The 24,887-nt window shown below is 67.5% G+C and carries 24 protein-coding genes; 14 read left to right on the plus strand and 10 right to left on the minus strand.

Features of this window, described 5'->3' with window-relative positions; all coding sequences use genetic code 11:
• Positions 1 to 34 precede the first annotated feature (34 nt).
• Together MLP_RS06850 and MLP_RS06855 are read right to left on the minus strand one after the other, a co-directional pair.
• On the minus strand, positions 35 to 319 hold the full coding sequence (locus MLP_RS06850; RefSeq protein ID WP_041789805.1) for a hypothetical protein: 285 nt from the start codon (positions 317 to 319) through the stop codon (positions 35 to 37).
• Between the two features lie 174 nt (positions 320 to 493).
• Positions 494 to 2,473, minus strand: a complete 1,980-nt coding sequence (locus MLP_RS06855; RefSeq protein WP_013862305.1) for a serine/threonine-protein kinase — start codon at positions 2,471 to 2,473, stop codon at positions 494 to 496.
• 65 nt (positions 2,474 to 2,538) lie between these two features.
• Between MLP_RS06855 and MLP_RS06860 the strand changes: the two genes are divergently transcribed.
• On the plus strand, positions 2,539 to 2,997 hold the full coding sequence (locus tag MLP_RS06860; RefSeq protein WP_231851430.1) for a Rieske (2Fe-2S) protein: 459 nt from the start codon (positions 2,539 to 2,541) through the stop codon (positions 2,995 to 2,997).
• Positions 2,998 to 3,249: 252 nt separating this feature from the next.
• Here MLP_RS06860 and MLP_RS06865 read toward each other — a convergent pair whose 3' ends face one another.
• Positions 3,250 to 3,564 carry a class I SAM-dependent methyltransferase gene (locus MLP_RS06865; protein WP_013862308.1) on the minus strand — a complete coding sequence of 105 codons (315 nt, stop codon included), beginning with the start codon at positions 3,562 to 3,564 and terminating at the stop codon, positions 3,250 to 3,252.
• A gap of 186 nt (positions 3,565 to 3,750) precedes the next feature.
• On the opposite strand from MLP_RS06865, the gene MLP_RS06870 reads away from it, so the two are divergent.
• The 10 genes from MLP_RS06870 to MLP_RS06915 all read left to right on the plus strand — a co-directional run bounded on the left by MLP_RS06870 (position 3,751) and on the right by MLP_RS06915 (position 13,913).
• A complete protein-coding gene (locus tag MLP_RS06870) occupies positions 3,751 to 4,311 on the plus strand; it encodes a Uma2 family endonuclease (protein WP_197536515.1) in 561 nt (186 codons plus the stop codon).
• Positions 4,312 to 4,798: 487 nt separating this feature from the next.
• A complete protein-coding gene (uvrC, locus tag MLP_RS06875) occupies positions 4,799 to 6,784 on the plus strand; it encodes an excinuclease ABC subunit UvrC (RefSeq protein WP_041789807.1) in 1,986 nt (661 codons plus the stop codon).
• A gap of 34 nt (positions 6,785 to 6,818) precedes the next feature.
• Positions 6,819 to 7,733, plus strand: a complete 915-nt coding sequence (gene rapZ, locus MLP_RS06880; protein ID WP_013862311.1) for an RNase adapter RapZ — start codon at positions 6,819 to 6,821, stop codon at positions 7,731 to 7,733.
• 75 nt (positions 7,734 to 7,808) lie between these two features.
• Positions 7,809 to 8,741 carry a gluconeogenesis factor YvcK family protein gene (locus MLP_RS06885; RefSeq protein ID WP_041789809.1) on the plus strand — a complete coding sequence of 311 codons (933 nt, stop codon included), beginning with the start codon at positions 7,809 to 7,811 and terminating at the stop codon, positions 8,739 to 8,741.
• Positions 8,742 to 8,821: 80 nt separating this feature from the next.
• On the plus strand, positions 8,822 to 9,808 hold the full coding sequence (whiA, locus tag MLP_RS06890; RefSeq protein WP_013862313.1) for a DNA-binding protein WhiA: 987 nt from the start codon (positions 8,822 to 8,824) through the stop codon (positions 9,806 to 9,808).
• Between the two features lie 163 nt (positions 9,809 to 9,971).
• Positions 9,972 to 10,967: a type I glyceraldehyde-3-phosphate dehydrogenase gene (gene gap / locus MLP_RS06895; protein ID WP_013862314.1), complete on the plus strand. Its 996-nt coding sequence runs from the start codon at positions 9,972 to 9,974 to the stop codon at positions 10,965 to 10,967.
• A 105-nt stretch (positions 10,968 to 11,072) separates the two neighbouring features.
• A complete protein-coding gene (locus tag MLP_RS06900) occupies positions 11,073 to 12,284 on the plus strand; it encodes a phosphoglycerate kinase (protein WP_013862315.1) in 1,212 nt (403 codons plus the stop codon).
• A 64-nt stretch (positions 12,285 to 12,348) separates the two neighbouring features.
• A complete protein-coding gene (tpiA, locus tag MLP_RS06905) occupies positions 12,349 to 13,143 on the plus strand; it encodes a triose-phosphate isomerase (protein WP_013862316.1) in 795 nt (264 codons plus the stop codon).
• A 100-nt stretch (positions 13,144 to 13,243) separates the two neighbouring features.
• The gene (gene secG, locus MLP_RS06910; protein WP_083843995.1) at positions 13,244 to 13,489 is read left to right on the plus strand and encodes a preprotein translocase subunit SecG; all 246 of its coding nucleotides are present in this window, start codon (positions 13,244 to 13,246) and stop codon (positions 13,487 to 13,489) included.
• Between the two features lie 67 nt (positions 13,490 to 13,556).
• Positions 13,557 to 13,913, plus strand: coding sequence for an RNA polymerase-binding protein RbpA (locus MLP_RS06915; protein WP_013862318.1), 357 nt, complete (start codon positions 13,557 to 13,559; stop codon positions 13,911 to 13,913).
• Between the two features lie 430 nt (positions 13,914 to 14,343).
• Here the strand turns inward: MLP_RS06915 and pgl are convergent, their stop codons facing one another.
• The 5 genes from pgl to tkt form a co-directional block, all read right to left on the minus strand.
• Positions 14,344 to 15,072 (minus strand): 6-phosphogluconolactonase, encoded by a 729-nt coding sequence (gene pgl, locus MLP_RS06925; protein ID WP_013862320.1) that lies wholly within the window; start codon positions 15,070 to 15,072, stop codon positions 14,344 to 14,346.
• Entirely contained in the window at positions 15,072 to 16,310 is a 1,239-nt protein-coding gene (locus MLP_RS06930; protein ID WP_013862321.1) for a glucose-6-phosphate dehydrogenase assembly protein OpcA, read from the minus strand. The genes pgl and MLP_RS06930 overlap by 1 nt, the downstream gene beginning before the upstream one ends.
• The gene (gene zwf, locus MLP_RS06935; protein WP_013862322.1) at positions 16,307 to 17,848 is read right to left on the minus strand and encodes a glucose-6-phosphate dehydrogenase; all 1,542 of its coding nucleotides are present in this window, start codon (positions 17,846 to 17,848) and stop codon (positions 16,307 to 16,309) included. Before zwf ends, MLP_RS06930 begins: the two co-directional genes overlap by 4 nt.
• The gene (tal, locus tag MLP_RS06940; protein ID WP_013862323.1) at positions 17,849 to 18,973 is read right to left on the minus strand and encodes a transaldolase; all 1,125 of its coding nucleotides are present in this window, start codon (positions 18,971 to 18,973) and stop codon (positions 17,849 to 17,851) included. It abuts the gene before it with no gap.
• A gap of 79 nt (positions 18,974 to 19,052) precedes the next feature.
• The gene (tkt, locus tag MLP_RS06945) at positions 19,053 to 21,236 is read right to left on the minus strand and encodes a transketolase (RefSeq protein ID WP_013862324.1); all 2,184 of its coding nucleotides are present in this window, start codon (positions 21,234 to 21,236) and stop codon (positions 19,053 to 19,055) included.
• A 296-nt stretch (positions 21,237 to 21,532) separates the two neighbouring features.
• On the opposite strand from tkt, the gene MLP_RS06950 reads away from it, so the two are divergent.
• Positions 21,533 to 22,465, plus strand: a complete 933-nt coding sequence (locus MLP_RS06950; RefSeq protein WP_083843996.1) for a heme o synthase — start codon at positions 21,533 to 21,535, stop codon at positions 22,463 to 22,465.
• 11 nt (positions 22,466 to 22,476) lie between these two features.
• On the plus strand, positions 22,477 to 22,986 hold the full coding sequence (locus tag MLP_RS06955) for a 2'-5' RNA ligase family protein (protein ID WP_013862326.1): 510 nt from the start codon (positions 22,477 to 22,479) through the stop codon (positions 22,984 to 22,986).
• Between the two features lie 158 nt (positions 22,987 to 23,144).
• Here MLP_RS06955 and MLP_RS06960 read toward each other — a convergent pair whose 3' ends face one another.
• Positions 23,145 to 23,606, minus strand: a complete 462-nt coding sequence (locus tag MLP_RS06960; RefSeq protein WP_197536516.1) for a GNAT family N-acetyltransferase — start codon at positions 23,604 to 23,606, stop codon at positions 23,145 to 23,147.
• A gap of 35 nt (positions 23,607 to 23,641) precedes the next feature.
• Here MLP_RS06960 and MLP_RS06965 point away from each other — a divergent pair, with 35 nt between their 5' ends.
• Positions 23,642 to 24,556 carry a phosphotransferase family protein gene (locus MLP_RS06965; RefSeq protein WP_013862328.1) on the plus strand — a complete coding sequence of 305 codons (915 nt, stop codon included), beginning with the start codon at positions 23,642 to 23,644 and terminating at the stop codon, positions 24,554 to 24,556.
• Between the two features lie 69 nt (positions 24,557 to 24,625).
• Here MLP_RS06965 and MLP_RS06970 read toward each other — a convergent pair whose 3' ends face one another.
• Positions 24,626 to 24,886, minus strand: a complete 261-nt coding sequence (locus MLP_RS06970) for a type II toxin-antitoxin system Phd/YefM family antitoxin (protein WP_013862329.1) — start codon at positions 24,884 to 24,886, stop codon at positions 24,626 to 24,628.
• Between the last annotated feature and the right edge of the window lies 1 nt (position 24,887).

A 24,887-nucleotide genomic window follows, 5' to 3' on the forward strand; every position in this document is an offset into this window, starting at 1 on the left:
CTCGCTGGTCGTTCTGTTCCGTGCTCGAGGAGCCCTAGCTGCCACCGCCTGCGGTGAAGATGTTCGTGGCGATCTTGGTGAGCTGCTGCTGCAACTCCTCGAGTTCGGTCTTGGCCTTCTCCAGCGCAGCCTTGGTCTGCGGCCAGGTGTCGCTGCGGAACTGGTGCGCCAGCGGTCCGTCCCACTTGTTGGGGTCCGACAGCGTCTTGCCGTTCACGTCGAGGGCCTGCAACTGTTCGGTCAGACCACCGTTGATGATCCGCTGGATATCACGGATCGCGCCCTTGGCCTCTTCGGTGGAAAGCACCCGGTCTGCCATCACTCAACTCCTCTCGACCGACTCGCGGTCGGTCGCCTGACGTATGAAGGAAACGATGTTCTGATGAACGATCGTGGTCGCATAGCGACCGCATGCATCCTCACACGGTCAGGGGTTCACTCCGAATCCTGGCGCTGCCGTCCGCACGAATGTTGAGATCCTCGACGGAGGAGATCAGCTACCGCGGGTGGTGATCGCAAACGCGTTGCTGGCGAGGTCTGTGAAGTTGCCGACCGTGGCATTGACCCGGCAGTCCTCGGCCACAGACTGGGCTACGACCACCAGACCGTCGTCGGAGACGGTGAGAGCACCCGAGCAGCCATCCGCGAATCGAACCCCACTGGTGCCACCTGCGATCGCGGTCAGAGGCGTGGACGGTGCGCCGGACGGCGGGCTGACGAGGAGCGGATCGAGCTGGTCGGTCCCGTTCGGCCAGATAGGCAGCAATGCGAGTCGCAGTGTCTTGCCGCTGACGGTGCGGCTGGGTGCCACGACCTCGATCCCGGTCAGCCGCTGCGCCGGGTACGCAGCGCTGGTCGTCTGGCTGTCGCTGACGGCCGCCTCGGTGGCATCACTGGCCAGCCGGAGCCACTCCGACAGGGCCGCCGAGTCGCTGCCGAGTCCCGGTAGCGCGATCTCCGCGGTCGCGGTCGCCGTCCCGCGCGCCGAGACCGGGGCGGGTTCGACGGACCAGGCGCAGGCGGCATCGATCCCCGTCACCGAACTCAGGTTCCGGCGCGCCGCGGCACCATCCCAGACCACCTCCGGGCAGGGACCGGTGCCACCGGCATTGGGGAGCACCTCTAGATACGGGCCTCTCAGTGGCGCCCGCTCGGCCGAGTAGGTGATGGTCAGCTGGACCGTCTGCTGCTGCGGGTCCCAGGTCGCGGTCCTCGAGATCCCGAGGCCGGTCGGGCGGGTCGGACTCTGCTGCTGCACCGGAGCCGCGGTCGGCGACACCGGCGGTGCTGCGGCCTGCTGCCGGGGGTGCAGGACGAACCAGACGATGCCCAGGGCGACCACCAGCACGCTCGCCGCGCCGATGATGATCATCCGGCGACGACGGCGCTTGGGCTGATCACTGGAGGACTCGTCGGCCGGTTCGACAGGGCGGGGGGTTGGGACGGCCGGCATGGCTCGCAGCACGGTGCCGCCCGACCCCTCGCCCAGGTCCGGCACCATCGCCTGCTCGGCTGAGGTGGGCGCCTGCTCGGCCGGTGTGTCGGTCTGCTCGGAGGTGGATCGGGTGGTTTCGGGAGCCAGCCCGCGTACCTCGGTCAGTGGACCGGCCGCCCGGGCGAACTCCGCCGGGTCGTCCTGGCTTTCCAGTGCCGGGACGTCGAGCACGGCGGCGGGTAGCGCCCGCAGCAGCTCCGCGGCCTCGGCTGCGGTCGGTCGTACGGCCGGGTCCTTGGCCAACAGTTGCCCGAGCACGCGCCAGAGTTGGTCGGGGATCGGCAGCCGCGGCGCCAGGTTGGTGACGTGCCGGTGCGCGATCGCGTAGCCGGTCCCCGGGCCGGCGAACGGCGTGCGACCGGCGAGCAGTTCATAGAGCAGCACGCCGGTGCCGTAGAGGTCGGCGGGCAGACTTGCCTTACCGGTGAGCAGCAGCTCCGGCGCCAGATACTCCGGGGTGCCGACCAGTCCGGTCGTCGAGGACCGGCGATCCTCCAGCAGGCTGGCGATTCCGAAGTCCGACAGCTTCACCTGCCAGTCCGTGGTGAGCAGCACGTTGTCCGGTTTCACGTCGCGGTGCAAGACCTGCCGCTCGTGCGCGTACGCGAGTCCGTCCAGCACCGCCGCGGTGACCTGGACGGCACGCCGGGGGCTCAGTGGCCCATCGGCGAGCGCAGTGCGCAAAGAGCCGCCATCGACGTGCTCCATCACGATCGCCAGCTGCTCACCCTCGGCGACCAGGTCGCGTACGGCGACGATATTGGGATGTCTCAGACCGACCAGGATCGAGCGTTCGCGCAAGAATCGGCCGACCAACTCGTGGTCTGCCACGAACTCCGGTCGCAGCAGCTTCGCTGCGACCGACTGCCGGGTTCGCCGGTCGATGCCGCGCCAGACCTCGCCCGCCGCCCCGCGTCCGATCAGCTCCGTCAACCGGTACGACGCACCAAGGGCACGGTCGGGACCCTCGGCTGGCACGCCGTCTACCGTACTGGGAGGAGGGTCACAGGCCACTCACAGCGACAGTTGGCAGGATGACCGCCATGACCCCCATGACTTCCACGACCGACTGCGTCAGTTGTGACCGCCGGACCGCATTGCGGGCAGCCGGCCTGGTGGCCCTCTCCGGCAGTGCCTTGCTGGCCGGATGCAGCGCCGGGACCTCGAGCGGCACGGCTGGCCAGGGCACAGGTGGTGGCAGCACCACGACCGGTGGCACGGCGACGGTGGCGACCTCGGAGGTGTCCGTCGGCGGGGGCGTGATCGTCAATCAGCAGTATGTCGTGACCCAGCCGGCAAGTGGTGAGTTCAAGGCATTCAGCGCGATCTGCACCCACCAGGGCTGTGTCGTGGGCGCGGTCTCCGATGGCGTGATCATCTGCCCCTGCCACAACAGCCATTTCGACCTGGCCAGCGGCGACCCGGTGGCCGGACCCGCCACCCAACCGCTGCCCGCCGTCACGTTCACCACGTCCGGCACCGACATCGTGATCGGCGGCTAGCGGGGCCTACTAAGGGATCGTCGCGGGTTCTATACCCCAGATCTCGGGGAAGTGATGTATCAGCCCCGACCTGGGGCCTGACTGGTGTGAGGCGGGTGTCAGCGGGCTGGTCGGGGCGCGTTTCTGTCAACAGCCCGGTGGGCCTGGTTCGGCGTTTCCCGACTCAGGACTCGGCGCTGAGCGATTAGTTGCCAGGCGAACCCGATGCGGTTGAACGGTTCTCGGTCGCAGAGTTCGACACATCACGAGGTCCTATTCGCCTGCGGGCAGGTCGTCGAGCCCACCATGGATAGTGGTGATGCTGGTGTCTGCAGCGACCGCGCGCCGCGTAGCCTCATCGAGCCACTCTCGTGAGGGATCGATGATGGTCACGTCGTGCCCCGCCAAGGCGAGTGGGAGTGCGTCCACGCCGTCGCCGCCACCGACGTCCAGGACACGGATGTGCTCACCGAGGTGTTCAGCGTGACGCCGTAGGACTTCGCCGACTACGCCGTACCGAATCCGTGCCCACGGCGTGTCCGTGTATTCACGCCAGGTTGCCAACTTCTCGCTGAACACGTCAGTCACGGGACCCAGTCTGCCGCTCCCGTGACTTGCCGGGTCATATCGTGGCTGCTGATCACGGCCACCTGAATGGAGTCATGTCCACTCGGCTGCCGCCGTCACATGGACCCGCTCCAGCCGGGCAAATACTGTCAGTGCCGCCCGCTACCGTCGCGGTCATGATGAAGGGAGCTGCCTACTATGGGGGCCATGGCAACAGAAGCGGTGGAGCGGGAGTCGTTCCTGCCGCACGGCCGACCGTTCACCCGGGCCGATCTCGAAGCCATGCCCGATGACGGCAATCGCTACGAGATCATCGACGGGGTCCTGCTCGTGAGCGCCGCGCCCAGGCCGGTTCACCAGCGGGTGTCCATGCGGCTGTCGAATGCACTCTTCGGGTTGTGCCCCACCGGTCTAGAAGTCTTCGCGGCGCCGCTGGATGTCCAGTTGGCCGAGGACACCATCGTCGAGCCCGATCTCCTGATTGCCCGATCCGAAGAGCTCACCGAAACTCATGTGGTCGGCACTCCGGTGCTGACAGTCGAGATCCTCAGCCCGAGCACCAAGCACCTTGACCTGGCCTATAAGCGCGCCCGATACGAGGCTGCCGGAGTCCCGTCCTACTGGGTGGTCGACCCCGAAGGTCCGTCGATCATCGCCTGGGAGTTCATAGACGGCGCGTACGTGGAAGTCGGTCGGGCGACCGGCGACACCGCGCTCACCCTGGACCGGCCGTTTCCGGTCACCATCGTCCCCGGATCGCTCGTCTGAACCAGACCCCCGCACCGGAGCGAGCGTGGCACCCAGCGAAACTGCGATCACACCGACGAGCAAGCCTTCCCCAAGCCTCAAGCGGGGTGTCACCGCGGCGGCTGGAATTGTGGGGCGATTGGCGCCCGCCGGACCAGAGACGACCACGGCTGAGCGGAGGGGCGGCACATGTGCGCCCGCGGGCCCACGGTGATCGGCGGCGAGGCCTCGCGGCGTACGTTTCGCGCCCGGGGGCCACACATGACCGCAGGGCGAGCGGAGTGGCCGTACCTCTTGCACCCACGGGCCACACATGATCGCGGATCAAGCGCCCCGGCTGTACGTCTTGCGCCCACGGGCCACACATGATCGCGGATCAGAGTGAATCGGCCGGTCACCTGGGACGGAAGAGTGTCGGACGTCTTCATGCGAACCCGCCACATTCCTGACGCACCCCCCTCGCCTAACCCCGCCGACACTGTCGGTGGTCGCGCCTAGGCTGGCAGTTGTGCCAGCCCGTGTCTCCTATCGCCCGGCTCCGGGGTCGATCCCGGACCAGCCGGGGGTCTACCGGTTCTCCGACGAGAACGGGCGAGTCATCTATGTCGGCAAGGCCAAGAGTCTGCGGTCGCGGCTCAACTCCTACTTCGGCGACCCGATGGGGCTGCATCACCGCACCCGGACGATGGTGCAGAGTGCGGCCAAGGTCGAGTGGACGGTGGTCCAGACCGAGACCGAGGCGCTGCAACTGGAGTATTCCTGGATCAAGGAGTTCGACCCCCGCTTCAACGTCAAATACCGCGACGACAAGTCCTACCCCTGGCTCTGCGTGACCCTGGCCGAGGAGTTCCCCCGGGTGATGGTCGGCCGCGGGGCGAAGCGGAAGGGCAACCGCTACTTCGGTCCCTATTCGCATGCCTGGGCCATCCGCGAGACGGTCGATCTGCTGCTGCGCGTGTTCCCCATGCGGTCCTGCCGGCCGGGGGTGTTCAAGAACCACAAGCAGATCGGTCGCCCGTGCCTGCTCGGCTACATCGGCAAATGCTCGGCGCCCTGCGTCGGCCGGGTCGACGCCGACGAGCACCGGGAGATCGTGGAGGACTTCTGCTCGTTCATGGCCAGCGACGGCACGGCGTACGTGAAGCGTCTGGAAGCCCAGATGCGACAGGCCAGCGACGAGCTCGAGTTCGAGAAGGCCGCCAGGCTCCGGGATGACATCGGCGCCCTGCAGAAGGCTATGGATCGCAATGCGATCGTCTTCCAGGACCGCACCGATGCCGATGTGATCGCCCTCGCGGAGGATCCGCTCGAGGTCGCGGTGCAGATCTTTCACGTACGCGGCGGTCGGGTACGCGGCGAGCGGGGCTGGGTCGCCGACCGGATGGACGACGGTGGCACCGATGCGTTGATCGAGTCCTTCTTGGTCCAGCTCTACGACGAGGTCGACCCGGCGGACCCGGATCCGGTGGCCGTGCCACGGGAGATCCTGGTGCCGGAGCTGCCGACTTCACTGGACTCCATCACCGCGGTGCTGACTGCCAAACGCGGCTCGCGAGTGCATATCCGCGTCCCGCAACGTGGCGACAAGCGGGTCTTGATGGAGACGGTCGCCCGCAATGCCGGCGAGGCCCTCGTCCGGCACAAGACGAGTCGGGCCGGTGACCTGTCCACCCGGAACCGGGCGCTGGAGGAGATCCAGGAGGCGCTGGAACTGCCGAGCGCGCCGCTGCGGATCGAGTGTTACGACATCTCCAACCTGCAGGGCACCGAGGTGGTCGCCTCGATGGTGGTGTTCGAGGACGGGCTGCCCCGCAAGAGCGAATACCGGCGCTTCATCATCCGCTCGATCGACGGCCAGAACGACGTCGCCGCCATGCACGAGGTGATCACCCGGCGGTTCAAGCGGTTGCTCGACGATCAGCGGGCGAGCGCGTCCCCGGCTGCTCACGACGGCGGCGACGAGGGCCCACTGCTGATCGACCCGACCACCGGCGCGCCCAGGCGATTTGCGTACGCGCCATCGCTGGTGGTCGTCGACGGCGGACCGCCGCAGGTCGCCGCTGCCGCAGCTGCGCTGGATGAGCTGGCAATCCATGACATCGCGCTGTGTGGGCTGGCCAAGCGACTGGAGGAGGTGTGGCTGCCGGACAGCGACATCCCGGTGATCCTGCCGCGCACCAGTGAGGGGCTCTATCTGCTCCAGCGGGTACGCGACGAGGCCCACCGATTCGCGATCACCCACCACCGATCGCGGCGCAGCAAGTCGATGGTCGAGTCGGTGTTGGACGACGTGCCAGGGCTGGGCGAGGTCCGCCGCAAGACCTTGATCACCCATTTCGGGTCGTTGAAGAAGCTGCGCGCGGCCACCGTTGAGGAGATCGCCGCCGTGCCCGGATTCGGCCCGGTGCTCGCCGCCGCCATCAAGGCTCGGCTGGAGCAGGCCCCGACGCGCGAGGCGGTCAACACGGCCACCGGCGAGATCCTCACCTCCTGACGCAGTATTGGTCCCCTGACGCGATAATGGCCGGGTGAGCAGCGAGTCAGTCACCGTGACCACCTCCGACAGCGGACCTCCTGAGCAGGACGAGCAGACCCTGCGTCTGGTGGTGGTGACCGGGATGTCCGGGGCCGGCCGGTCGACGGCGGCCAACGCCTTGGAGGATCTGGGCTGGTATGTGGTCGACAATCTCCCGCCGACCGTGTTGCCGGAGGTGTGCACGCAGGCTCGGGAGAACGGCATCAGCCGGCTCGCCGTGGTGCTGGATGTGCGAACCCGATCGTTCTTCGAGCAGCTGCCGACGATGTTCACCGACCTGACCGCGGCCGGGACCATGCCGGAGATCTTGTTCCTGGAGGCCAGCGACGACGTGATCGTCCGGCGTCAGGAGTCGGTCCGCCGGCCGCATCCACTGCAGGGGGACGGCCGGCTGCTGGACGGCATCACCCGGGAGCGACTCTCGCTGGCCACCCTGCGTGCGGCCGCCGATCTGGTGATCGACACGTCGTCGCTCAATATTCATCAGCTCGCCTCCCGGGTCGCCCATGCGTACGGCGACGCCTCCGACGACCAGCTGCGGGTGACCGTGGTCTCGTTCGGCTTCAAGAACGGCATCCCGGTCGACGCCGACCTGGTGGTGGATGTGCGCTTCCTGCCCAACCCGCACTGGGTGCCGGAGCTGCGACCGCAGACCGGGCTGAGTGCGCCGGTCCGGGAGTACGTCCTCGGTCAACCCGGTGCCGAGGAGTTCTTGCAGCGACTGCAGGAGCTGCTCGAGGTCACCGCCAAGGGCTACATCAACGAGGGCAAGCGGTTCGCCACCGTCGCCATCGGCTGCACCGGAGGCAAGCACCGCAGCACCGCGATGGCCGAGGAGTTCGGTCGCCGGTTGCGCGAGTCAGGAATGCCGACCAAGGTGCTGCACCGTGACGTGGGCCGGGAGTGAACGGTGAACGCGACCGGGCAGGGTTGGCCAGGACGCCGTACCTCGCGGTCGGCGGCAAGCTGGGGACGTCCCACGTTGCCGGCCGTCGTCGCGTTCGGTGGCGGCCACGGACTGTCGGCCTCGCTGAGCGCGCTGCGCCGGATCACCGACCGGCTGACCGCGATCGTCACGGTCGCTGACGACGGCGGCTCCTCCGGCCGCTTGCGACGTGAGTTGCACTGCCTGCCACCAGGCGATCTGCGGATGGCGCTGGCCGCGCTGTGCGGCGACGACGAGTCTGGCCGCACCTGGGCGGATGTCCTGCAGTACCGCTTCCCGGGCAACGGTGACCTGGCCGGGCACGCCATCGGAAACCTGCTGATTGCGGGATTGTGGGAACGGCTCGGCGATCCGGTGGCCGGACTGGACATGGTCGCCCGGCTGCTCGGCGCCGAGGGCCGGGTGCTGCCGATGGCCGCCGTGCCGCTGGAGATCGAGGCGGAGGTGATCGGGCTGGACCCGCTGTCCCCGGACGAGATCTCCCATATCCGCGGGCAGGCGCAGGTGGCGAAGACGACCGCCGAGGTGCGGGCCGTGAACCTGGTGCCGGGCGACCCGCCGGCCTGCCCGGAGTCGCTGCAAGCCGTGCACGAGGCGGACTGGATCGTGCTCGGACCCGGATCGTGGTTCACCTCGGTCATCCCGCACCTGCTGGTTCCTGAGCTGGCCGAAGCGATCCACGGGACCTCGGCTCGTCGGCTGCTGAGTCTCAACCTGGAGCCGGCCGGGGAGACCGCCGGATTCAGCGCCGCCCGGCACGTCGAACTGCTGGCGGAACACGCGCCACATCTGCGGCTGGACGCGGTGCTCGCCGATCAGCGGTTTGCGGCCGACGATCCACATCTGGCTGCCTGGGTACGTTCGCTCGGCGCCGAGCTGGTGGTCGCAGACCTGGCCGTGCGCGACGGTTCGGCCCGGCACGACCAGCTCCGGCTCGCCTCGGCGTACGCGGAGATCATGGACATCTGAGGCCGTAGCGGATTCGGGTTCCTCCCTCACTCGCTGCCCACCGGGGCGCGGAAGGACCGCGACCGTGGCATCATGCTCGAATGGCGATGACGGCGCAGGTGAAGGCGGAGCTGGCGACGGTCAAGGTGACCCGACCGAGCAACCGCAAGGCCGAGATCGCCTCCACTCTGCGGTTTGCCGGTGGGCTGCACATCGTGAGCGGTCGGATCGTGATCGAGGCGGAGCTGGACACCGGTGCTGCGGCCCGACGGCTGCGCACCGACATCGCCGACGTCTTCGGCCACGACTCCGAGCTGGTGATCGTCAACGGCTCAGGGCTGCGGCGCGGCACGCGCTATGTCGTCCGGGTGATCAAGGACGGGTCGGCGCTGGCGCGTCAGACCGGACTGGTCGACGGACGTGGCCGCCCGGCCCGTGGACTCCCGGCCCAGATCGTCAGTGGCAGCCTGGGCGACTGCGAGGCTGCCTGGCGCGGTGCCTTCCTGGCGCACGGTTCCTTGACCGAGCCCGGCCGCTCGATGTCGTTGGAGGTCACCTGCCCCGGTCCCGAAGCCGCGCTGGCGCTCGTCGGGGCCGGTCGGCGACTGGGCATCTCCGCCAAGGCTCGTGATGTGCGCAACATCGACCGGGTCGTGATTCGCGACGGTGATGCCATCGCGGCCCTCCTCACCCGGATGGGCGCGCACGACTCCGTGCTGATCTGGGAGGACCGCAGGATGCGCCGTGAGGTGCGTGCCTCGGCGAATCGGCTGGCCAACTTCGACGACGCCAACCTGCGACGGTCGGCCCGGGCTGCGGTCGCGGCAGGGGCGCGGGTGGAGCGTGCCCTGGAGATCCTCGGCGACGATGTGCCTGAGCACCTGAAGGCGGCCGGGTTGCTGCGGATCGAGAACAAGCAGGCCAGCCTGGAAGAGCTCGGTCAGCTGCATGATCCGCAGCTCACCAAGGACGCCGTGGCCGGCCGGATCCGCCGGTTGCTGGCCACCGCCGACAAGCGGGCTGCCGAGCTCGGCATCCCGAACACCGAGGCAGGTCTGGTCGCCGAGTTGCTGGATGACGCGGACTGACGCCGGCGGGTCGATTCAGCCGCTTGATCCAGTGGTCTGATACCAGTAAGGCACCGGTTGATACCAGTGGGGTGACAGGCTCCAGATTGTGCATGGCCGGTTGGCTAAGGTGTCTTGTGGCTCGGTGAACGACGAGCCGTTCCGATCTGAGGAGAAGGCACGTATGACCGTACGAGTGGGCATCAACGGATTCGGCCGCATCGGCCGGAACTTCTACCGAGCCGCTCTTGCCGCTGGCGCAGACATCGAGGTGGTCGCCGTCAACGACCTCACCGACAACGCCAGCCTGGCGAACCTGCTGAAGTACGACTCGATCCTGGGCCGGCTGCCCGGTGAGGTGGTCGCTTCGGAATCCGACATCAATGTCGACGGCAAGTCTGTCCGCGTCTTCGAGGAGCGCGATCCCGCCGCCCTGCCGTGGGGTGACCTCGGGGTGGACGTCGTCATCGAGTCCACCGGCATCTTCACCGACGCGACCAAGGCCAAGGCCCACCTGGACGGCGGCGCCAAGAAGGTCGTCATCTCCGCTCCGGCGAAGAATGAGGACATCACCATCGTGATGGGTGTGAACGACGGTCTGTACGACCCGGCCGTGCACAACATCATCTCCAACGCGTCCTGCACCACCAACTGCCTCGGCCCGATGGCCAAGGCGCTCTACGAGTCGGTGGGCATCGTCAAGGGTCTGATGACCACGATCCACGCCTACACCCAGGACCAGAACCTGCAGGACGGCCCGCACAAGGACCCGCGTCGCGCCCGCGCCGCAGCCCTGAACATGGTGCCGACCTCGACCGGTGCGGCCAAGGCGATCGGCCTGGTGCTGCCGGAGTTGAAGGGCAAGCTGGACGGCTTCGCGGTCCGCGTACCCACCCCGACCGGCTCGGCGACCGACCTGACCTTCCAGGCTTCCAGGGAGACCTCGGTCGAGGAGGTCAACGCCGCCGTGAAGGCGGCGGCCGACGGCCGTTTCCTGAAGTACAGCGAGGCACCGCTGGTGTCCAGCGACATCGTCACCGATCCGGCGTCCTGCATCTTCGATGCGCCGCTGACCAAGGTGAACGGCGACCTGGTCAAGGTCATCGGCTGGTACGACAACGAGTGGGGCTACTCCAACCGGCTGGTCGACCTGATCGGCTTGGTCGGCAAGTCTCTCTGACCACAGCGCACGGGCCGGGTGCGGTCCTGATCGGCATCGGTCAGGACGGCCCGGCTCTTGTGCTCTCGGCAATATCTGGCGCTCTTAGGACAATTCGGAGGCATCGTGAAGTCGGTTGCTGATCTTGGTGACCTGCAGGGCAAGCGGGTCGTGATCCGCTGTGACATGAACGTTCCGCTGAGCGGTACTGAAACATCGTCTGCCTCCGGCAGAACAATCACCGACGACGGCCGGATCCGGGCTTCGCTGCCCACCCTGAACCAGCTCCGGGACGCGGGCGCGAAGGTCGTCATCCTCGCTCACCTGGGACGTCCCAAGGGCGCGCCGGATCCCAAGTATTCGCTGGCACCCGCCGCCAGGCGGCTCGGTGAGCTGCTCGGCGCCGAGGTGAAGCTGGCCACCGACACCGTCGGCCCGTCCGCGCTGCAGACCGTCGCCTCGCTCGCCGACGGTGAGGTCGCGATGCTGGAGAACGTCCGGTTCGAACCGGGGGAGACCTCCAAGGATCCCGCAGAGCGCGACGCGCTGGCGGAGAAGTACGCCGCGTTCGGCGACTACTTCGTCTCCGACGGTTTTGGTGTGGTGCACCGCAAGCAGGCCTCGGTGTACGAGCTGGCGCAGAAGCTGCCCAATGCGGCCGGTTCGCTGGTCAAGAACGAGGTCGAGGTGCTGAAGCAGCTCACCGAGGACCCGGCCCGGCCGTACGTGGTGGTGCTGGGCGGCGCCAAGGTGTCCGACAAGCTCGCCGTGATCGCGAACCTGATCAAGACTGCCGACACCTTGGTGATCGGTGGCGGGATGGTGTTCACCTTCCTGGCGGCGCAGGGCTATCCGGTCGGCAAGAGCCTGCTCGAGGCCGACCAGATCGAGGCCGTGCAGGGCTATCTGAACCAGGCGGCCTCCGGCGGCAAGCAGATCGTGCTGCCCTCCGACATCATCGTCGCGCCCGAGTTCGCCGCAGACTCGCCGGCGACCGTGGTGTCGGCCAACGCCATTCCGGAGGACCAGTTGGGTCTCGACATCGGTCCCGAGTCGGCCAAGGTGTTCGCGTCGGTGGTTGCCGGGGCGAAGACGGTGTTCTGGAACGGCCCGATGGGTGTGGCCGAGTGGGAGGCGTTCGCCGGAGGCACCAAGGCCGTCGCGCAGGCCCTCACCGAGGTCGACGGGCTGTCGGTGGTCGGTGGTGGCGACTCGGCCGCAGCGGTGCGGCACCTCGGGTTCGCCGACGATGCTTTCGGTCATATCTCGACCGGCGGCGGCGCGAGCCTGGAATACCTGGAAGGCAAGACACTGCCCGGTGTGGCAGTGCTGAGCTGAGCAAGAGTTCGAGACAACAGCGCACGAACAAGAGCGCAAGAAGACGAAACGTAGAAATCGGAGCATGACTTTGGCCCGCAAGCCCTTGATGGCTGGCAACTGGAAGATGAATCTGAATCATGTCGACGCCGTCGGCCTGGTTCAGAAGCTGGTCTGGACTTTGGAGGACAAGCGCCACGACCCCAAGAAGAGTGAGGTCGTGGTCCTCCCGCCGTTCACCGATCTGCGCACCGTGCAGACCCTGGTCGACGGCGATCGGCTGGAGTTGGGCTACGGTGCGCAGGACCTGTCACCGTTCGACGGTGGCGCCTACACCGGTGACATCTCGGCGGACATGCTGGTGAAGCTCGGCTGCAGCTATGTCGTGGTGGGTCACTCGGAGCGGCGCCAGTATCACGGTGAGGATGACAACACCGTCAACGCCAAGACGATCCAGGCGATCAAGAAGGGGCTGACCCCGATCGTCTGTGTCGGGGAGGGCCTGGAGGTTCGTCGGGCCGATCAGCATGTCGATTTCACCATCAGCCATGTCGAGGGTGCGCTGGCCCGGCTGACACCGGAGCAGATCTCTTCGCTGGTCATCGCGTACGAGCCGGTGTGGGCGATCGGCACCGGCGAGGTCGCCACTCCGCAGGACGCCCAGGAGGTGTGTGGCGCGATCCGTCGCTGGCTGGCCGAGCGCTACGGCGATGCGACCGCCGATCAGGTGCGGATCCTGTACGGGGGTTCGGTGAAGGCGAGCAATGTCGCCTCGATCATGGCCCAGCCCGATGTGGATGGTGCCTTGGTCGGCGGTGCCAGCCTCAATCCGGAGGAATTCGCCGCGATCGCGCGCTTCTATGATCTGCCGTCGCTGTGACGCCGGTCGAGTGCGGCGCAGACGGCGGAACCTCGCGCGTTCTGTGCTCGGCATCTTGGTGGGTTAGGCTACGCGCGTGATTTCGGCCCCTGTCGTGATGATGACCACACCGATCCTGATCTTCTCGATCGTGCTGTCTATCACCAGTGTCATCTTGGCGCTGTTCGTGCTGATGCACAAGGGTCGGGGCGGCGGCTTGTCCGATCTGTTCGGCGGCGGCATGTCGACGTCGATGGGCGGTGTGTCGATGGCCGAGAAGAACCTGGACCGGCTGACCATCATCGTCTCGGTGATCTGGTTGGCCTGCATCGTGGCGCTGGGTCTGCTCTACAAGTTCAGCGCCTGACGGTGCCAATGGGATCCAAGCCATTGGGATTCAACACAGTGGGTTCCGAGAAAAGAGAGGATGCAGGGTGACTGGTGGAAGTGCCATCCGGGGCAGCCGGGTAGGTGCGGGCCCGATGGGGGAGGCCGAACGGGGCGACGCTGCTCCTCGGCTGTATGTCTCCTACTACTGTGCCAACCGGCACGAGACCAGGCCTGCCTTCGCCGCGGACGCGCAGATCCCGGACACCTGGGACTGTCCACGCTGTGGTCTGCCCTCCAACCTGGACTCCACCAATCCGCCGCCGCCACCGAAGATCGAGCCGTACAAGACTCATCTCGCCTACGTGAAGGAGCGCCGCTCCGACGCCGAGGCGGCCGACATCCTCAAGGAAGCCCTGCAGTCGCTGCGTGACCGCCGCGCCTCCGGCGAAGTCATCTACTGACCCCCTTTCCGGCGCCGGCGCCGGCACGTTAGCTGCGTGATGATCTCCGACATCAGAGATAACCACGCAGCGAGCACCTGCGATCAGCGAAGCCCTGGTAACCCGTCGCGCACGACGATCGAAGACACCGTGATCGATCTGTGCAGCGAGGTCGGCCAACGTGGGGTGCTCGAGTTGGTGACCAAGGCGGTGCAGACCAGACGCACCACTGCTGCTCGTCTTCTCGCCCTGCTCGACGGAGATGTCACGTTGCGCTACGGATGGGATGACGTCACACAGCGGGCTTGCCTGGTTGCCGTTGAGGTGGCAACGATTCTCGCAGCGCGGGGTTGGTCAGATCTGCCACACGCTTGCCCGCTCTGCCGTGCTCATCACCAAGCTGCGGGATGATCTCTGAGTTCGGAGATAATCACGCAGCTAAGTCTCGAAGCTAGATCAGGTTCGGCGGCAATTCGGCGGCGGCGGCGCGGTCGATCAGCCACAGGGTGCGATCTCGGCCCTGGACGCCGGCTGCCGGGACCTGGATCGGCCCAGCGCCCGACAGCGCCAGCCGGGCGGCGGCCGCCTTGTCGGCGCCGGTCACGCAGAACCACACCTCGGCCGACTGGTTGATCACTTCGAGGGTGAGCGAGATCCGTTCCGGCGGCGGCTTGGGGGAGGAACGGACCGGAATCACCCGGCCCTCGGCGTGCGAGGACGGGTGCTCGGGGAACAGCGAGGCCACGTGTCCGTCCGGCCCCATGCCGAGCAGGCAGATGTCGAACCGGACGTCGCCGAGCTCGGCATCGTAGGCTTCCGCCGCCTCGTCCAGCTCGAGTCCGTCACCGGCTGCGGGCATCGGATGCACCTGCTCCAGATTCAGCGGCAACGGCGACAGCGCGGTCAGCGCCTGCCGGGCGTTGCGATCGCCGTCGTCGGCTGCGACGAACCGCTCGTCCCCCCACCACAGGGCGACCCGACTCCAGTCCACTGCCGAGCTGCGGCCATCCAGCCCGAGCCGCTGATAGGCCTTGGTCGCGATCCGGCCGCCGGTCAGGGCCACCTGGGGCGTCGGGGTGTCCCGTTGCAGTTCGGCCAGTCGCGACGCCAGTCGGGCGGCCAGCGCCTCGGCCACGTCGTCGGCGCTGCCATGCAGCAGAATCTCCGGTCCAGCTGACATCAGTTCGTCCCCTCGTTCGCCGGTGCCTGCTCCGCGGTCTGCTCGGCGGGTTGTTCCGCCACGTGGCTGGTGGGCTGCTCGACGACCTGATCGACCTGGTCGACCGCCTGGTCGGCAGCCGCTTGTTCGGCAGTTGGCTGGGTGGCTGCCTCGGCCGCGCTCGCTGCCTTCTTCGCGGCGGACCGTCGTGTGGTGGGCCGCTTCGAGGCAGTCTTCGTCGTTCTCCGAGCAGGTGCGGCCTTTTTGGCCGCCGTCGTTCTCTTGGCTGTGGACTTCCGCGCGGACGCCGTCTTCGCGGTCGCCCGCTTCGCGGCTGCCGTCTGGGGCGCAGGAGCGGTCTTGGTGTAATCCTGCAGAGCCAGCAGCGCGTGCGCATACACCTCGTCGGCATCCATCCGACGCAGTTCCTCGGTGATCAGGTCAGTGGTCTCTCGACGCTTCAGCGCCACCAGTCGCTCCGGCTGGCCCGGCACCGCGTAGGAGGCCAGCAGGCCGTCCGGGCGAGTGATGGCGATATCGCCGGCGGCCGTCGTCATCCGTACCGCGGTCAGACCCGGGCCGGCGGTCGTCTTGTGAGTCACCTTCACCTTGAGGCAGGACTGCAGCCAGGCAGCCAGCAGGTCGGCCGATGGGCTGCCCCGCTCGGCCTCGACCGCCGCCGCCTGGATCCGGGCCGGATATTGATCGAGAGCCGCCGCCAACAGTGCCCGCCAGCGGGTCAGCCGGGTCCAGGACAGATCCGTGTCTCCCGGATGATAGGTCTCGGCGCGCAGCTTCAACTCCACGATCGGCCGCTTCACGGCGGCTGCGTCGGTCACTCGGCGTTGGGCCAGACCGGCCAGCTCATCCTCGGCGAGGTTGGCGGGGGTCTTGCCCGGCCACCAGATCACCACCGGAGAGTCCGGCAGCAGCAGCGGCCGGACCACCGACGCGGGATGTGCAGCCAGCGGGCCACGCATCCGAATCACGACGACCTCTCCTGGCGTTCCCTCGCCGATCCGCACCTCGGCGTCCAGCGCGGCCACCCGGCCGGCGGCGCGGACCACCAGCAGGATCCGGGCCGGATGCTCCCGGCCGGCCTCCATGGCGGCCTGCAGTGCCGACTCGTACTCCTTCTCGTCGCACACCACCAGCAGGGTGAGCACCATGCCCATGGCCGGGCTGCCGGCGCTGCGGCGGGCCCGCAGCAGCGCGGTGGAGATCTCGCCGGTGGTGGTGCGAGTCAGCTGGATGATCATGGCCGCCTCCAGACGTGGCCGTCTCGGGCGAGCATCTCGTTGGCGCAAGCCGGTCCCCAGCCGCCCGGCTCATAGCTCTCGGGTGCCTCGTCCAGACTGGCCCAGTAGTCCAGGACCGGATCCAGGATCTGCCAGGACAGTTCGACCTCCTCGTGCTGCGGAAACAGCGGCGGGTCGCCGAGCAGCACATCCAGGATCAGCCGCTCGTAGGCCTCCGGGGAGGACTCGGTGAAGGACCCGCCGTAGGCGAAGTCCATGTTCACCTCGCGGATCTCCATCTGAGTCCCGGGCACCTTGGCCCCGAACCGCAGGGTGACGCCCTCGTCCGGCTGAATCCGCAGCACCAACGCGTTGTAGCCCAGCTCGGCGGTGTCAGTGGAGGAGAACGGCAGGTGTGGGGCCCGTTTGAAGCCCAGGGCGATCTCGGTGACGCGGCGTGCCAGGCGCTTGCCGGTCCGCAGATAGAACGGCACTCCCGCCCAACGGCGGTTGTCGATATCGACCCGGATAGCGGCGAAGGTCTCGGTGGTGCTGGTCCGGGGGATGCCCTTCTCCTCCAGATAGCTGGCCACTTTCACCCCGCCCTGCCAGCCGCCGGCATAGCGGCCACGAGCCGTGTGCAGGTCCATCCGTTCGGCCGGTCGAGCAGCGGCCAGTACCTTCTGCTTCTCGGCACGCAGTTGGGCGGCCTCGAAGGAGGTGGGCTCTTCCATGGCGGTCAGCGCCAACAGTTGCAGCAGGTGGTTCTGGATCACGTCCCGGGCGATGCCGATGCCGTCGAAGTAGCCGGCCCGGCCACCGATGCCGATGTCCTCGGCCATGGTGATCTGGACGTGGTCGACGTAGTTGTTGTTCCACACCGGCTCGAACAGCTGGTTCGCGAACCGGAGCGCCATCATGTTCTGGACGGTCTCCTTGCCCAGGTAGTGGTCGATCCGGAACACCGAGGACGACGGGAACACACTGGAGACGACCCGGTTCAGCTCCCGGGCACTGGTCAGGTCGTGCCCGAACGGCTTCTCGATGACGACCCGGCTCCACTGGCCGTAGCGCTGCTCGGCGAGACCGTATTCGCGCAGCTGATCGACCACGGTCTGGAACAGGCCAGGGGGAATCGACAGATAGAACGCGTGGTTCCCGCCGGTGCCGCGGGCCTCGTCGAGCTCGGCGATGGTGTCCCGCAGCCGCCGGATCGAGTCTCCGTCGCCGATCTGGCCCGAGACGAAGCGGATGCCCTCGCTGAGCTGACGCCAGACCTCTTCACGGAACGGGGTCCGAGCGTGCTGCTTCACCGCGTCGTGCACGATCTTGGCGAAGTCCTCGTGCTCCCAGTCCCGGCGGGCGAACCCGACCAAGGCGAAGCCGGGCGGCAGCAGACCGCGGTTGGCCAGGTCATAGACCGCCGGCATCAGCTTCTTGGTGGAGAGGTCGCCGGTGACGCCGAAGATCACCAGGACACAGGGTCCGGCGATCCTCGGCAGCCGCCGGTCGCGCGGGTCGCGCAGTGGGTTGACCCGCTCGGTCAGCGGTGGCGTCACTCAGTTCCCCGCGAGCTTCGCCTTGGCCTCGTCCAGGGCACCCTCCACGGTGGCGACCAGTTCGGCCCACGACTTGTCGAACTTGTCGACGCCCTCGTCCTCCAGGACCTGGACGACGTCGTCGAAGGAGATGCCGAGCGCCTCGATCGCGGCCAGCACGGCACGTGCCTCGTCACCTTTGCCGCTCACCTCGTCGCCGGTCACCTCGCCGTGGTCGGCGAAGGCCTGCATGGTCTTCTCCGGCATGGTGTTCACGGTGTCGGCGACGACCAGCTCGCTGACATAAAGGGTGTCGGGCAGTGCCGGATCCTTGACCCCGGTCGAGGCCCACAGTGGCCGCTGCTTGTTCGCGCCCTGGGCCTCGAGTGCTGCCCAGCGCTCACCGGCGAAGGTCTGCTCGAAGAGCTCGTACGCCAGCCGTGCGTTGGCGATGGCTGCCTTGCTCTTGAGCGCCAGAGCCTCGTCGGTGCCGATGGCCGCGAGCCGCTTGTCCACCTCCGTGTCCACCCGGGACACGAAGAACGAGGCGACCGAGTGGATCTTGGACAGGTCGTGGCCATTGGCTGCGGCCTGTTCCAGCCCGGTGAGGTACGCGTCGATGACGCCGGCGTAGCGCTCCAGAGAGAAGATCAGCGTGACGTTGACGCTGATGCCCTCACCGGTGACCGCTGCGATCGCCGGCAGACCCTCGAGGGTCGCCGGGATCTTGATCAGCGCGTTGGGCCGGTCGACGATCTTCCACAGATCCTGTGCCTGGGCGATGGTCGCCTCGGTGTTGCGGGCCAGACCGGGCTCGACCTCGATCGACACCCGCCCGTCGACGCCGTTGGTCGCAGCCGAGGTGGCCGCCAGAACGTCGCAGGCATTGCGGACATCGTCGGTGGTGAGGGCCTTGATGGTGTCCTCAACGGTGCTGTCCCGGGCGGCCAGCTCCGCGGTCTGGGCGTTGTAGGCATCGCCCTTGGACAGCGCGCCCGCGAAGATCGTCGGGTTGGTGGTGACGCCGGTGACCGACGAGTTGGCGACCAGGTCAGCCAGGTTGTTGCTGGTCAGCCGGTCTCGTGACAGGTCGTCCAGCCAGATGGAGACACCCGCATCGGCGAGGGCCTTCAGTCGTTCGCTCATGTCTTTCCTCGATTCCTGTTCTGCTGGCCGAGTCCGGGGATCCGGTGGGGAGGTCAGCTGGTGATGGGGGCCCGGGAGCCTATTCGGTGTCGGCAGTGCCGACCGGTCCACTGGCGGCCTCGTTGACCGCTGCGGCAGTGGCGGCTGTGGTCTCGGTGGCGGCGGCCAGGCTCTCCTGGGCTGCCGTGACCACGGCTTCTGGAGTAAAGCCGAACTCGGTGAACAGCAGGCCACCAGCGGCACTCGCGCCGTAATGGTTGATGGATACGATCCGCCCCGCGTCGCCGACGACGTCGCGCCAGCCCTGGCTGATACCGGCCTCGACGCTGACTCGGGCGGTCACCTCGGGCGGGATCACGGAGTCCTTGTACTCCTGATCCTGCTCGTCGAACCATTCCCGACACGGCATCGACACTACGCGCGCCGCGATGCCCTGCTCCGCGAGTTGCTCCGCGGCCGCCACGGCCAGCTGGACCTCAGAGCCGGTGCCGATCAGGATGACGTCCGGGGTGCCTTCGCTGTCCTTGAGGACGTAGGCGCCCTTGGCCACTCCCGAGGTGTCGGCGAAGCCGTCGGTGCCCCGCGGGAAGGTCGGCAGGTTCTGCCGGGTGAGGATCAGGCCGGCGGGCCGGTCGTTGTGCTCCAGGATCGCGGCCCAAGCGGCGGCGGTCTCGTTGCCGTCGCCCGGCCTGACCACGTCCAAACCGGGGATCGCCCGCAGCGCTGCCACATGCTCGATCGGCTGGTGGGTCGGGCCGTCCTCGCCGACGCCGATGGAGTCGTGGGTCCAGACGTAGGTGACGGGGAGCTTCATCAGGGCGGACAGGCGCACCGCGCCGCGCATGTAGTCACTGAACACGAGGAAGGTGCCGCCGTACGGGCGGGTTCCCCCGTGCACCGCGATGCCGTTCATGATCGAGCCCATCGCATGCTCGCGAATGCCGAAGTGCAGAGTCCGGCCGTACGGGTTGCCGGGGAACTTCTTCGACTGCCGGTCCAGCGGCAGGAAGCTCGGCTCACCGTCCATGGTCGTGTTGTTCGAGCCCGCCAGGTCGGCGGAGCCACCCCACAGCTCGGGAAGCGTGTCGGCCAGGGCGCTGAGCACCTTGCCGGAGGCGGCCCGAGTGGCGACCCCCTTGGCGTCCGCCGGGAAGGTCGGCAGCGCGTCCCGCCAGCCCTCCGGCAGCGCACGGGCGACGAGCCGATCATGCAGCGCCTTGCCGGCCGGATTCGCCGCAGCCCAGGCGTCGTACGACTTCTGCCACTCCGCGTGAGCTGCCTGACCTCGGTCGATCAGTCCACGGGTGTGGGCGAGGACCTCGTCGGGCACCTCGAAGACCTGCTCGGGATCGAAGCCCAGCAGTTCCTTGGTGGCCGCGATCTCGTCGTTGCCCAGAGCCGAGCCGTGCGAGCCGCCGGTGCCCTGCTTGGTCGGTGCCGGCCAGGCGATCACGGTCTTCAACACGATGAAGCTCGGCTGATCGGTGACCGCGCCGGCCGCCGCGACGGCCGCGTCGAGGGCTGCGATGTCCTCCACATAGCTGGTGTCGTCGCTGGTCCAGTCGACGGTCTGGACATGCCAGCCGTACGCCGCATAACGCGCGCCGACATCCTCGGTGAAGGCGATGTTGGTGTCGTCCTCGATGGAGATCTGGTTGCTGTCGTAGATGACGGTCAGGTTGCCCAGTCGCTGCGTGCCCGCCAGCGAAGAGGCCTCGCCGGAGACACCTTCCTCCAAGTCGCCGTCCGAGCACAGCGCATAGACATGATGATCGAACGGGGACTCGCCCGGCGCCGCATCGGGATCGAGCAGACCGCGCTCGCGACGGGAGGCCATGGCCATGCCGACGGCGTTGGCGACGCCCTGACCCAGCGGTCCGGTGGTGATCTCGACGGCGGCGGTGTGCCCGTACTCGGGATGGCCCGGAGTCTTGGATCCCCACGTACGCAGCGATTTGAGGTCATCCAGCTCCAATCCGAAGCCACCGAGGTAGAGCTGGATGTACTGGGTGAGGCTGGAGTGACCGCAGGAGAGCACGAACCGGTCGCGGCCGGTCCACTCCGGGTCGGTCGGGTCGTGCCGCATCACCTTCTGGTAGAGCAGATAGGCGGCCGGGGCCAGGCTCATCGCCGTTCCGGGATGGCCGTTGCCGACCTTCTGCACCGCATCGGCCGCCAGCAGGCGCACCGTGTCGATGGCGGTGATATCGAGATCGGACCAGCCGTCCGGGAGAATCGGGGCAGTGGCTTGGCGAGGGTTCACGTCTGAAGTCCTTCCGAGGTGGGGCACGCGGATCCGTCGTCGGCGGTGCATAGGCAAGGCAACGTCAACCGCAGCCTACCGAGACGCTGGCGGCGAGCGCATCGGGGCTCGTTCTCGGCTGAGATGGGAGGCGGTGATGGGGTGAGGTGAGCCGCGAAGGTGAGAATCTGCCTGCTGGGCTCTAGACTCAGCCACGACTGTCGTTCCACCCCCGGTCCGGCAGCCTCGAGGAGACGAGAGAGACTGCGCTGGTGACGAGCATCGACGTGTCCGGCTCGACGTCGAGCGACGGCGCGATGGCACCTGAGCCGGTCGCTCCAGAGGCATCGACGCGCGGCTCCGTCCGGGCGCGTGATGTCTTGTCGGCCTACGTCGCGCTGACCAAGCCGCGGATCATCGAACTGCTGCTGGTGACGACGGTGCCGGCGATGTTCCTGGCGGCGGGTGGCATTCCGCCGCTGTTGCTGGTGCTGAACACGCTGATCGGCGGCTGTCTTGCGGCGGCGAGCGCCAACGTCTTCAACTGCGTGCTGGACCGGGATATCGACGAGCAGATGCGTCGGACCAGGCGCCGGCCGCTGCCGCGGCACGTGGTCTCGCCGGCGGCCGCCACCGCCTTCGGCTTCGTGCTCGGGTTGGCATCGGCGCTCTGGCTGGGCTATCTGGTCAATGTCTTGTCGGCACTGCTGGCGCTGACCGCGAACGTGTTCTACGTGTTCGTCTACACGATGATCTTGAAGCGGCGGACGTGGCAGAACATCGTCTGGGGCGGTATCGCCGGCTGCTTCCCGCCGCTGATCGGCTGGACGGCGGTGACCAACTCGATCGCGCTGGCGCCCTTCCTGCTGTTCGCGATCGTATTCTTCTGGACGCCGCCGCACACCTGGGCGCTCGCGCTGCGCTACCGCGAGGACTACGCCGGGGCCGGTGTGCCGATGCTGCCGGTGGTCCGCGAGGCGCCCGTGGTGGCCCGGCAGATCCTCGCGTACTCGGTCGTGACCGTGCTGGTGTCGCTCACCCTGTGGCCCGTGGCGCCGACCGGCTGGCTCTATCCGCTGGTCGCCGCTGTTGCCGGGGCCGCTTTGATCTGGGAGTCCATTGGCCTGCTGCGCCGTGCCAATGCCGGGCTCCGGGATGCCGCTTTGAAGCCGATGCGGCTGTTCCACTGGTCGAACTCGTATCTGGCTCTGATCTTCGTCGCCGCCGCGATCGATCCGCTGCTGCGCTGATCTGCGCGGTCATGGCGCAATCAGTCGAGCTGCTGCTGGATGAGCAGGCTGAGAGCACGATCCGTCATCAATGGGAACTGCTCGCTGACGCGGGCCTGGCGAAGCCGCCACCGGCGTCCGTACGTCCGCACATCACCTTGTTTGCTGCCGATGATCTGTCACCCGAGCGGGAGCCGGCATTGTCGGGCGTGCTGGACAGTTTGGATCTCGAAGTCTGCATCGGCGCTTTGATGATCTTCGGGCCGCGTCGGGGCCGAGTGATCCTGGTACGCCAGGTGACGCCCTCGCTCGCCTTGCTCTGCCTGCAGACGCGGGTGGCGGAGATCTGCGGAGCTGAGGCGGCCGGGCAGTTCGGGCCGGGCCGCTGGAGTCCTCACGTAACGGTGGCACGGCGCATCCTGGTCGATCGGATCGGCGACGCCTTGACCGCACTCAGTCCGACGGCCGATCGGCCTCTCCTCACGAAGGTGTCGGGGTGTCGCCGCTGGGATGGTGTCAACCGCACCGCCTGGCTGCTTTGACCGCCCGCCAAGTAACCGGCGGTCCCTTCGCTCTTGACTCGACCCCTCGGCGGCCGCCTTCCTTGACTGGTACTTGAATCGGCCCAAGCGTGCTCTGCATCGCGCAACTGTTTGTTGGGTGGCGCTCACCTTGCAGGAAATCCTCCCAGAAGGGCTCCTCAGCCGCAGTCGCAGAGCGCCCGCGACCAGGCGACTTCGCGGTCGAGTTGGCCGCTTTCGATGAACAGCTGGACCTGATAGGTGTTCGGGAGCGCTGTTGCGAGCTCATGTCGATCGGCGCCGGTGAAGCCGAGCTTCTGCCAGAACGGGCCCGACCGGCGGGAAAAGAGCCAGGCGCGGGTTGCCCCGGCGGCATTCGCCTGCTCGATGGCGTACCGCGCGAGCCGGGTGCCCGCCCCAGCAGTGCGGTGCAGCGGAGCAACCGCGACGCTGCGAATCAAGGCATGATTTCGGTTCTCGCTGAGCTCGAATCCGGTGCTACCGATGATCTGGCCGCTGTCACTGCGCTCGACCCAGAGTCGTACGGTCGGGGCGTCGAGACCGGCCAAGGTCAGATCGACCTCGTGGAGGAAGCCACGAAGCTCATCGACATCTGCCGCCGACATGCGCTCGAAGACCACCACGCGATTATCGACGACGGCGCTACGGTTCGCAGGTGCCGACGGAACCAGACAAACGTGCGCTCGCGGAGTTCATTTCCACCGTGGTCGGTTCGCCCGCGACCGAACTGGTCCCGTTGCCGGGATCTGTCGCGAATCTGGACTACCTGGTCCGGGCAGCCGACCACCGGCGGTTCATCGTCAAGATCGGGCCTCGCTCGGAGATGGTCGCCGAAGCCTGGGCTTGCCGACGACTCGCCCGGATCGGGGTCCCGGTGCCGGAGGTCGTCTCTCTCGAACAGGACCATGGTGACGCGGGTGTGGCGGTGTTGATCTTGAGCTTCCTGCCCGGCGTGCCGAGCGATGCTCCTGTCATCTTCGGCGAGGCCGGACGCGCGATTCGTCACGTGCATGCTCAGCAGCTGCCGGGCTGGGGTCCGCTGATCGTCGAAGCCGATGGACACCGGGCCCGGGGCCGCTTCGACTCGTGGCGAGAGTATGTCCTGGATGAACTGTCGGGACTTCCGGAGTTGGTCACTGCCGGCGTCATCGACGCTCGGCTGGCAGTTGCCGCCCGTGACTGTGTCGCGGTGGAGGAGGTGCTCGGCTATCGGGGCCAGGGAGTGCTGCTGCACAACGACTTGAAGCCCGCCCACTTGTTCGCCCTGGAGGACGGGGGCCAGATGCGGCTCGCCGGCATCATCGATTGGGGCGACGCGGGCGTGGGCGATCCTCTCGTGGACCTGGCCAGACTCTCGATGAGTGGTCCGGAAGCACTCCAGGCGTTCAGTGCCGGCTATGGCATCGAGCTGACTCCGACGCTCCACCGGACATTGGCTCGCTACCGGATCTTGCACAATGTTGGTGCACTGGCGTACGAGCACCGCGCCGGCGGGGATTGGTTCGACCTCTACCGAGAGCGGGTCCGCAGGGACACTGAACTGCTGGTTGACTTGGCCGCTCCGTCGTAGGACCTACCGGCCCAACTCGCACAACTTTTGGTTACTGGTCCACGTCAGCGGTGGACCAGTGACCAGAACTCACCCGTTGGCGCGTGGCGGTGGGTAGCCCTGCTGAGCTGCCAGGCCGAAGTCGGTTCCGGCGGGGTCTCGCGTCGAGGTCAGGTCCAGGATGATCTCGTCGGTTGCGCCGGACTGGATGCGAAGGGCTGCTGCCGGCACCAGCGCCACCAAAGCCTTGCCATGGCGGGTGAGCACGATCTCCTCACCGCCGTATCCCACCCGATTGACCAGCTCCGCGAACTGGGCCCTGGCTTCAGTCACCGGGATCTCGACCACCATG

Origin of the sequence: Microlunatus phosphovorus NM-1, assembly GCF_000270245.1 — a bacterium.
GTDB lineage: Bacteria > Actinomycetota > Actinomycetes > Propionibacteriales > Propionibacteriaceae > Microlunatus > Microlunatus phosphovorus.

Excerpts from the sequence above, each read along its gene's own strand:
- MLP_RS06850 (WP_041789805.1), bottom strand. The coding sequence starts at position 319 with ATGGCAGACCGGGTGCTTTCCACCGAAGAGGCCAAGGGCGCGATCCGT.
- MLP_RS06860 (WP_231851430.1), top strand. The coding sequence starts at position 2,539 with ATGACCCCCATGACTTCCACGACCGACTGCGTCAGTTGTGACCGCCGG.
- MLP_RS06870 (WP_197536515.1), top strand. The coding sequence starts at position 3,751 with ATGGCAACAGAAGCGGTGGAGCGGGAGTCGTTCCTGCCGCACGGCCGA.
- whiA (WP_013862313.1), top strand. The coding sequence starts at position 8,822 with ATGGCGATGACGGCGCAGGTGAAGGCGGAGCTGGCGACGGTCAAGGTG.
- gap (WP_013862314.1), top strand. The coding sequence starts at position 9,972 with ATGACCGTACGAGTGGGCATCAACGGATTCGGCCGCATCGGCCGGAAC.
- tpiA (WP_013862316.1), top strand. The coding sequence starts at position 12,349 with ATGACTTTGGCCCGCAAGCCCTTGATGGCTGGCAACTGGAAGATGAAT.
- secG (WP_083843995.1), top strand. The coding sequence starts at position 13,244 with ATGACCACACCGATCCTGATCTTCTCGATCGTGCTGTCTATCACCAGT.
- pgl (WP_013862320.1), bottom strand. The coding sequence starts at position 15,072 with ATGTCAGCTGGACCGGAGATTCTGCTGCATGGCAGCGCCGACGACGTG.
- MLP_RS06930 (WP_013862321.1), bottom strand. The coding sequence starts at position 16,310 with ATGATCATCCAGCTGACTCGCACCACCACCGGCGAGATCTCCACCGCG.
- tal (WP_013862323.1), bottom strand. The coding sequence starts at position 18,973 with ATGAGCGAACGACTGAAGGCCCTCGCCGATGCGGGTGTCTCCATCTGG.
- MLP_RS06950 (WP_083843996.1), top strand. The coding sequence starts at position 21,533 with ATGGCACCTGAGCCGGTCGCTCCAGAGGCATCGACGCGCGGCTCCGTC.
- MLP_RS06955 (WP_013862326.1), top strand. The coding sequence starts at position 22,477 with ATGGCGCAATCAGTCGAGCTGCTGCTGGATGAGCAGGCTGAGAGCACG.
- MLP_RS06970 (WP_013862329.1), bottom strand. The coding sequence starts at position 24,886 with ATGGTGGTCGAGATCCCGGTGACTGAAGCCAGGGCCCAGTTCGCGGAG.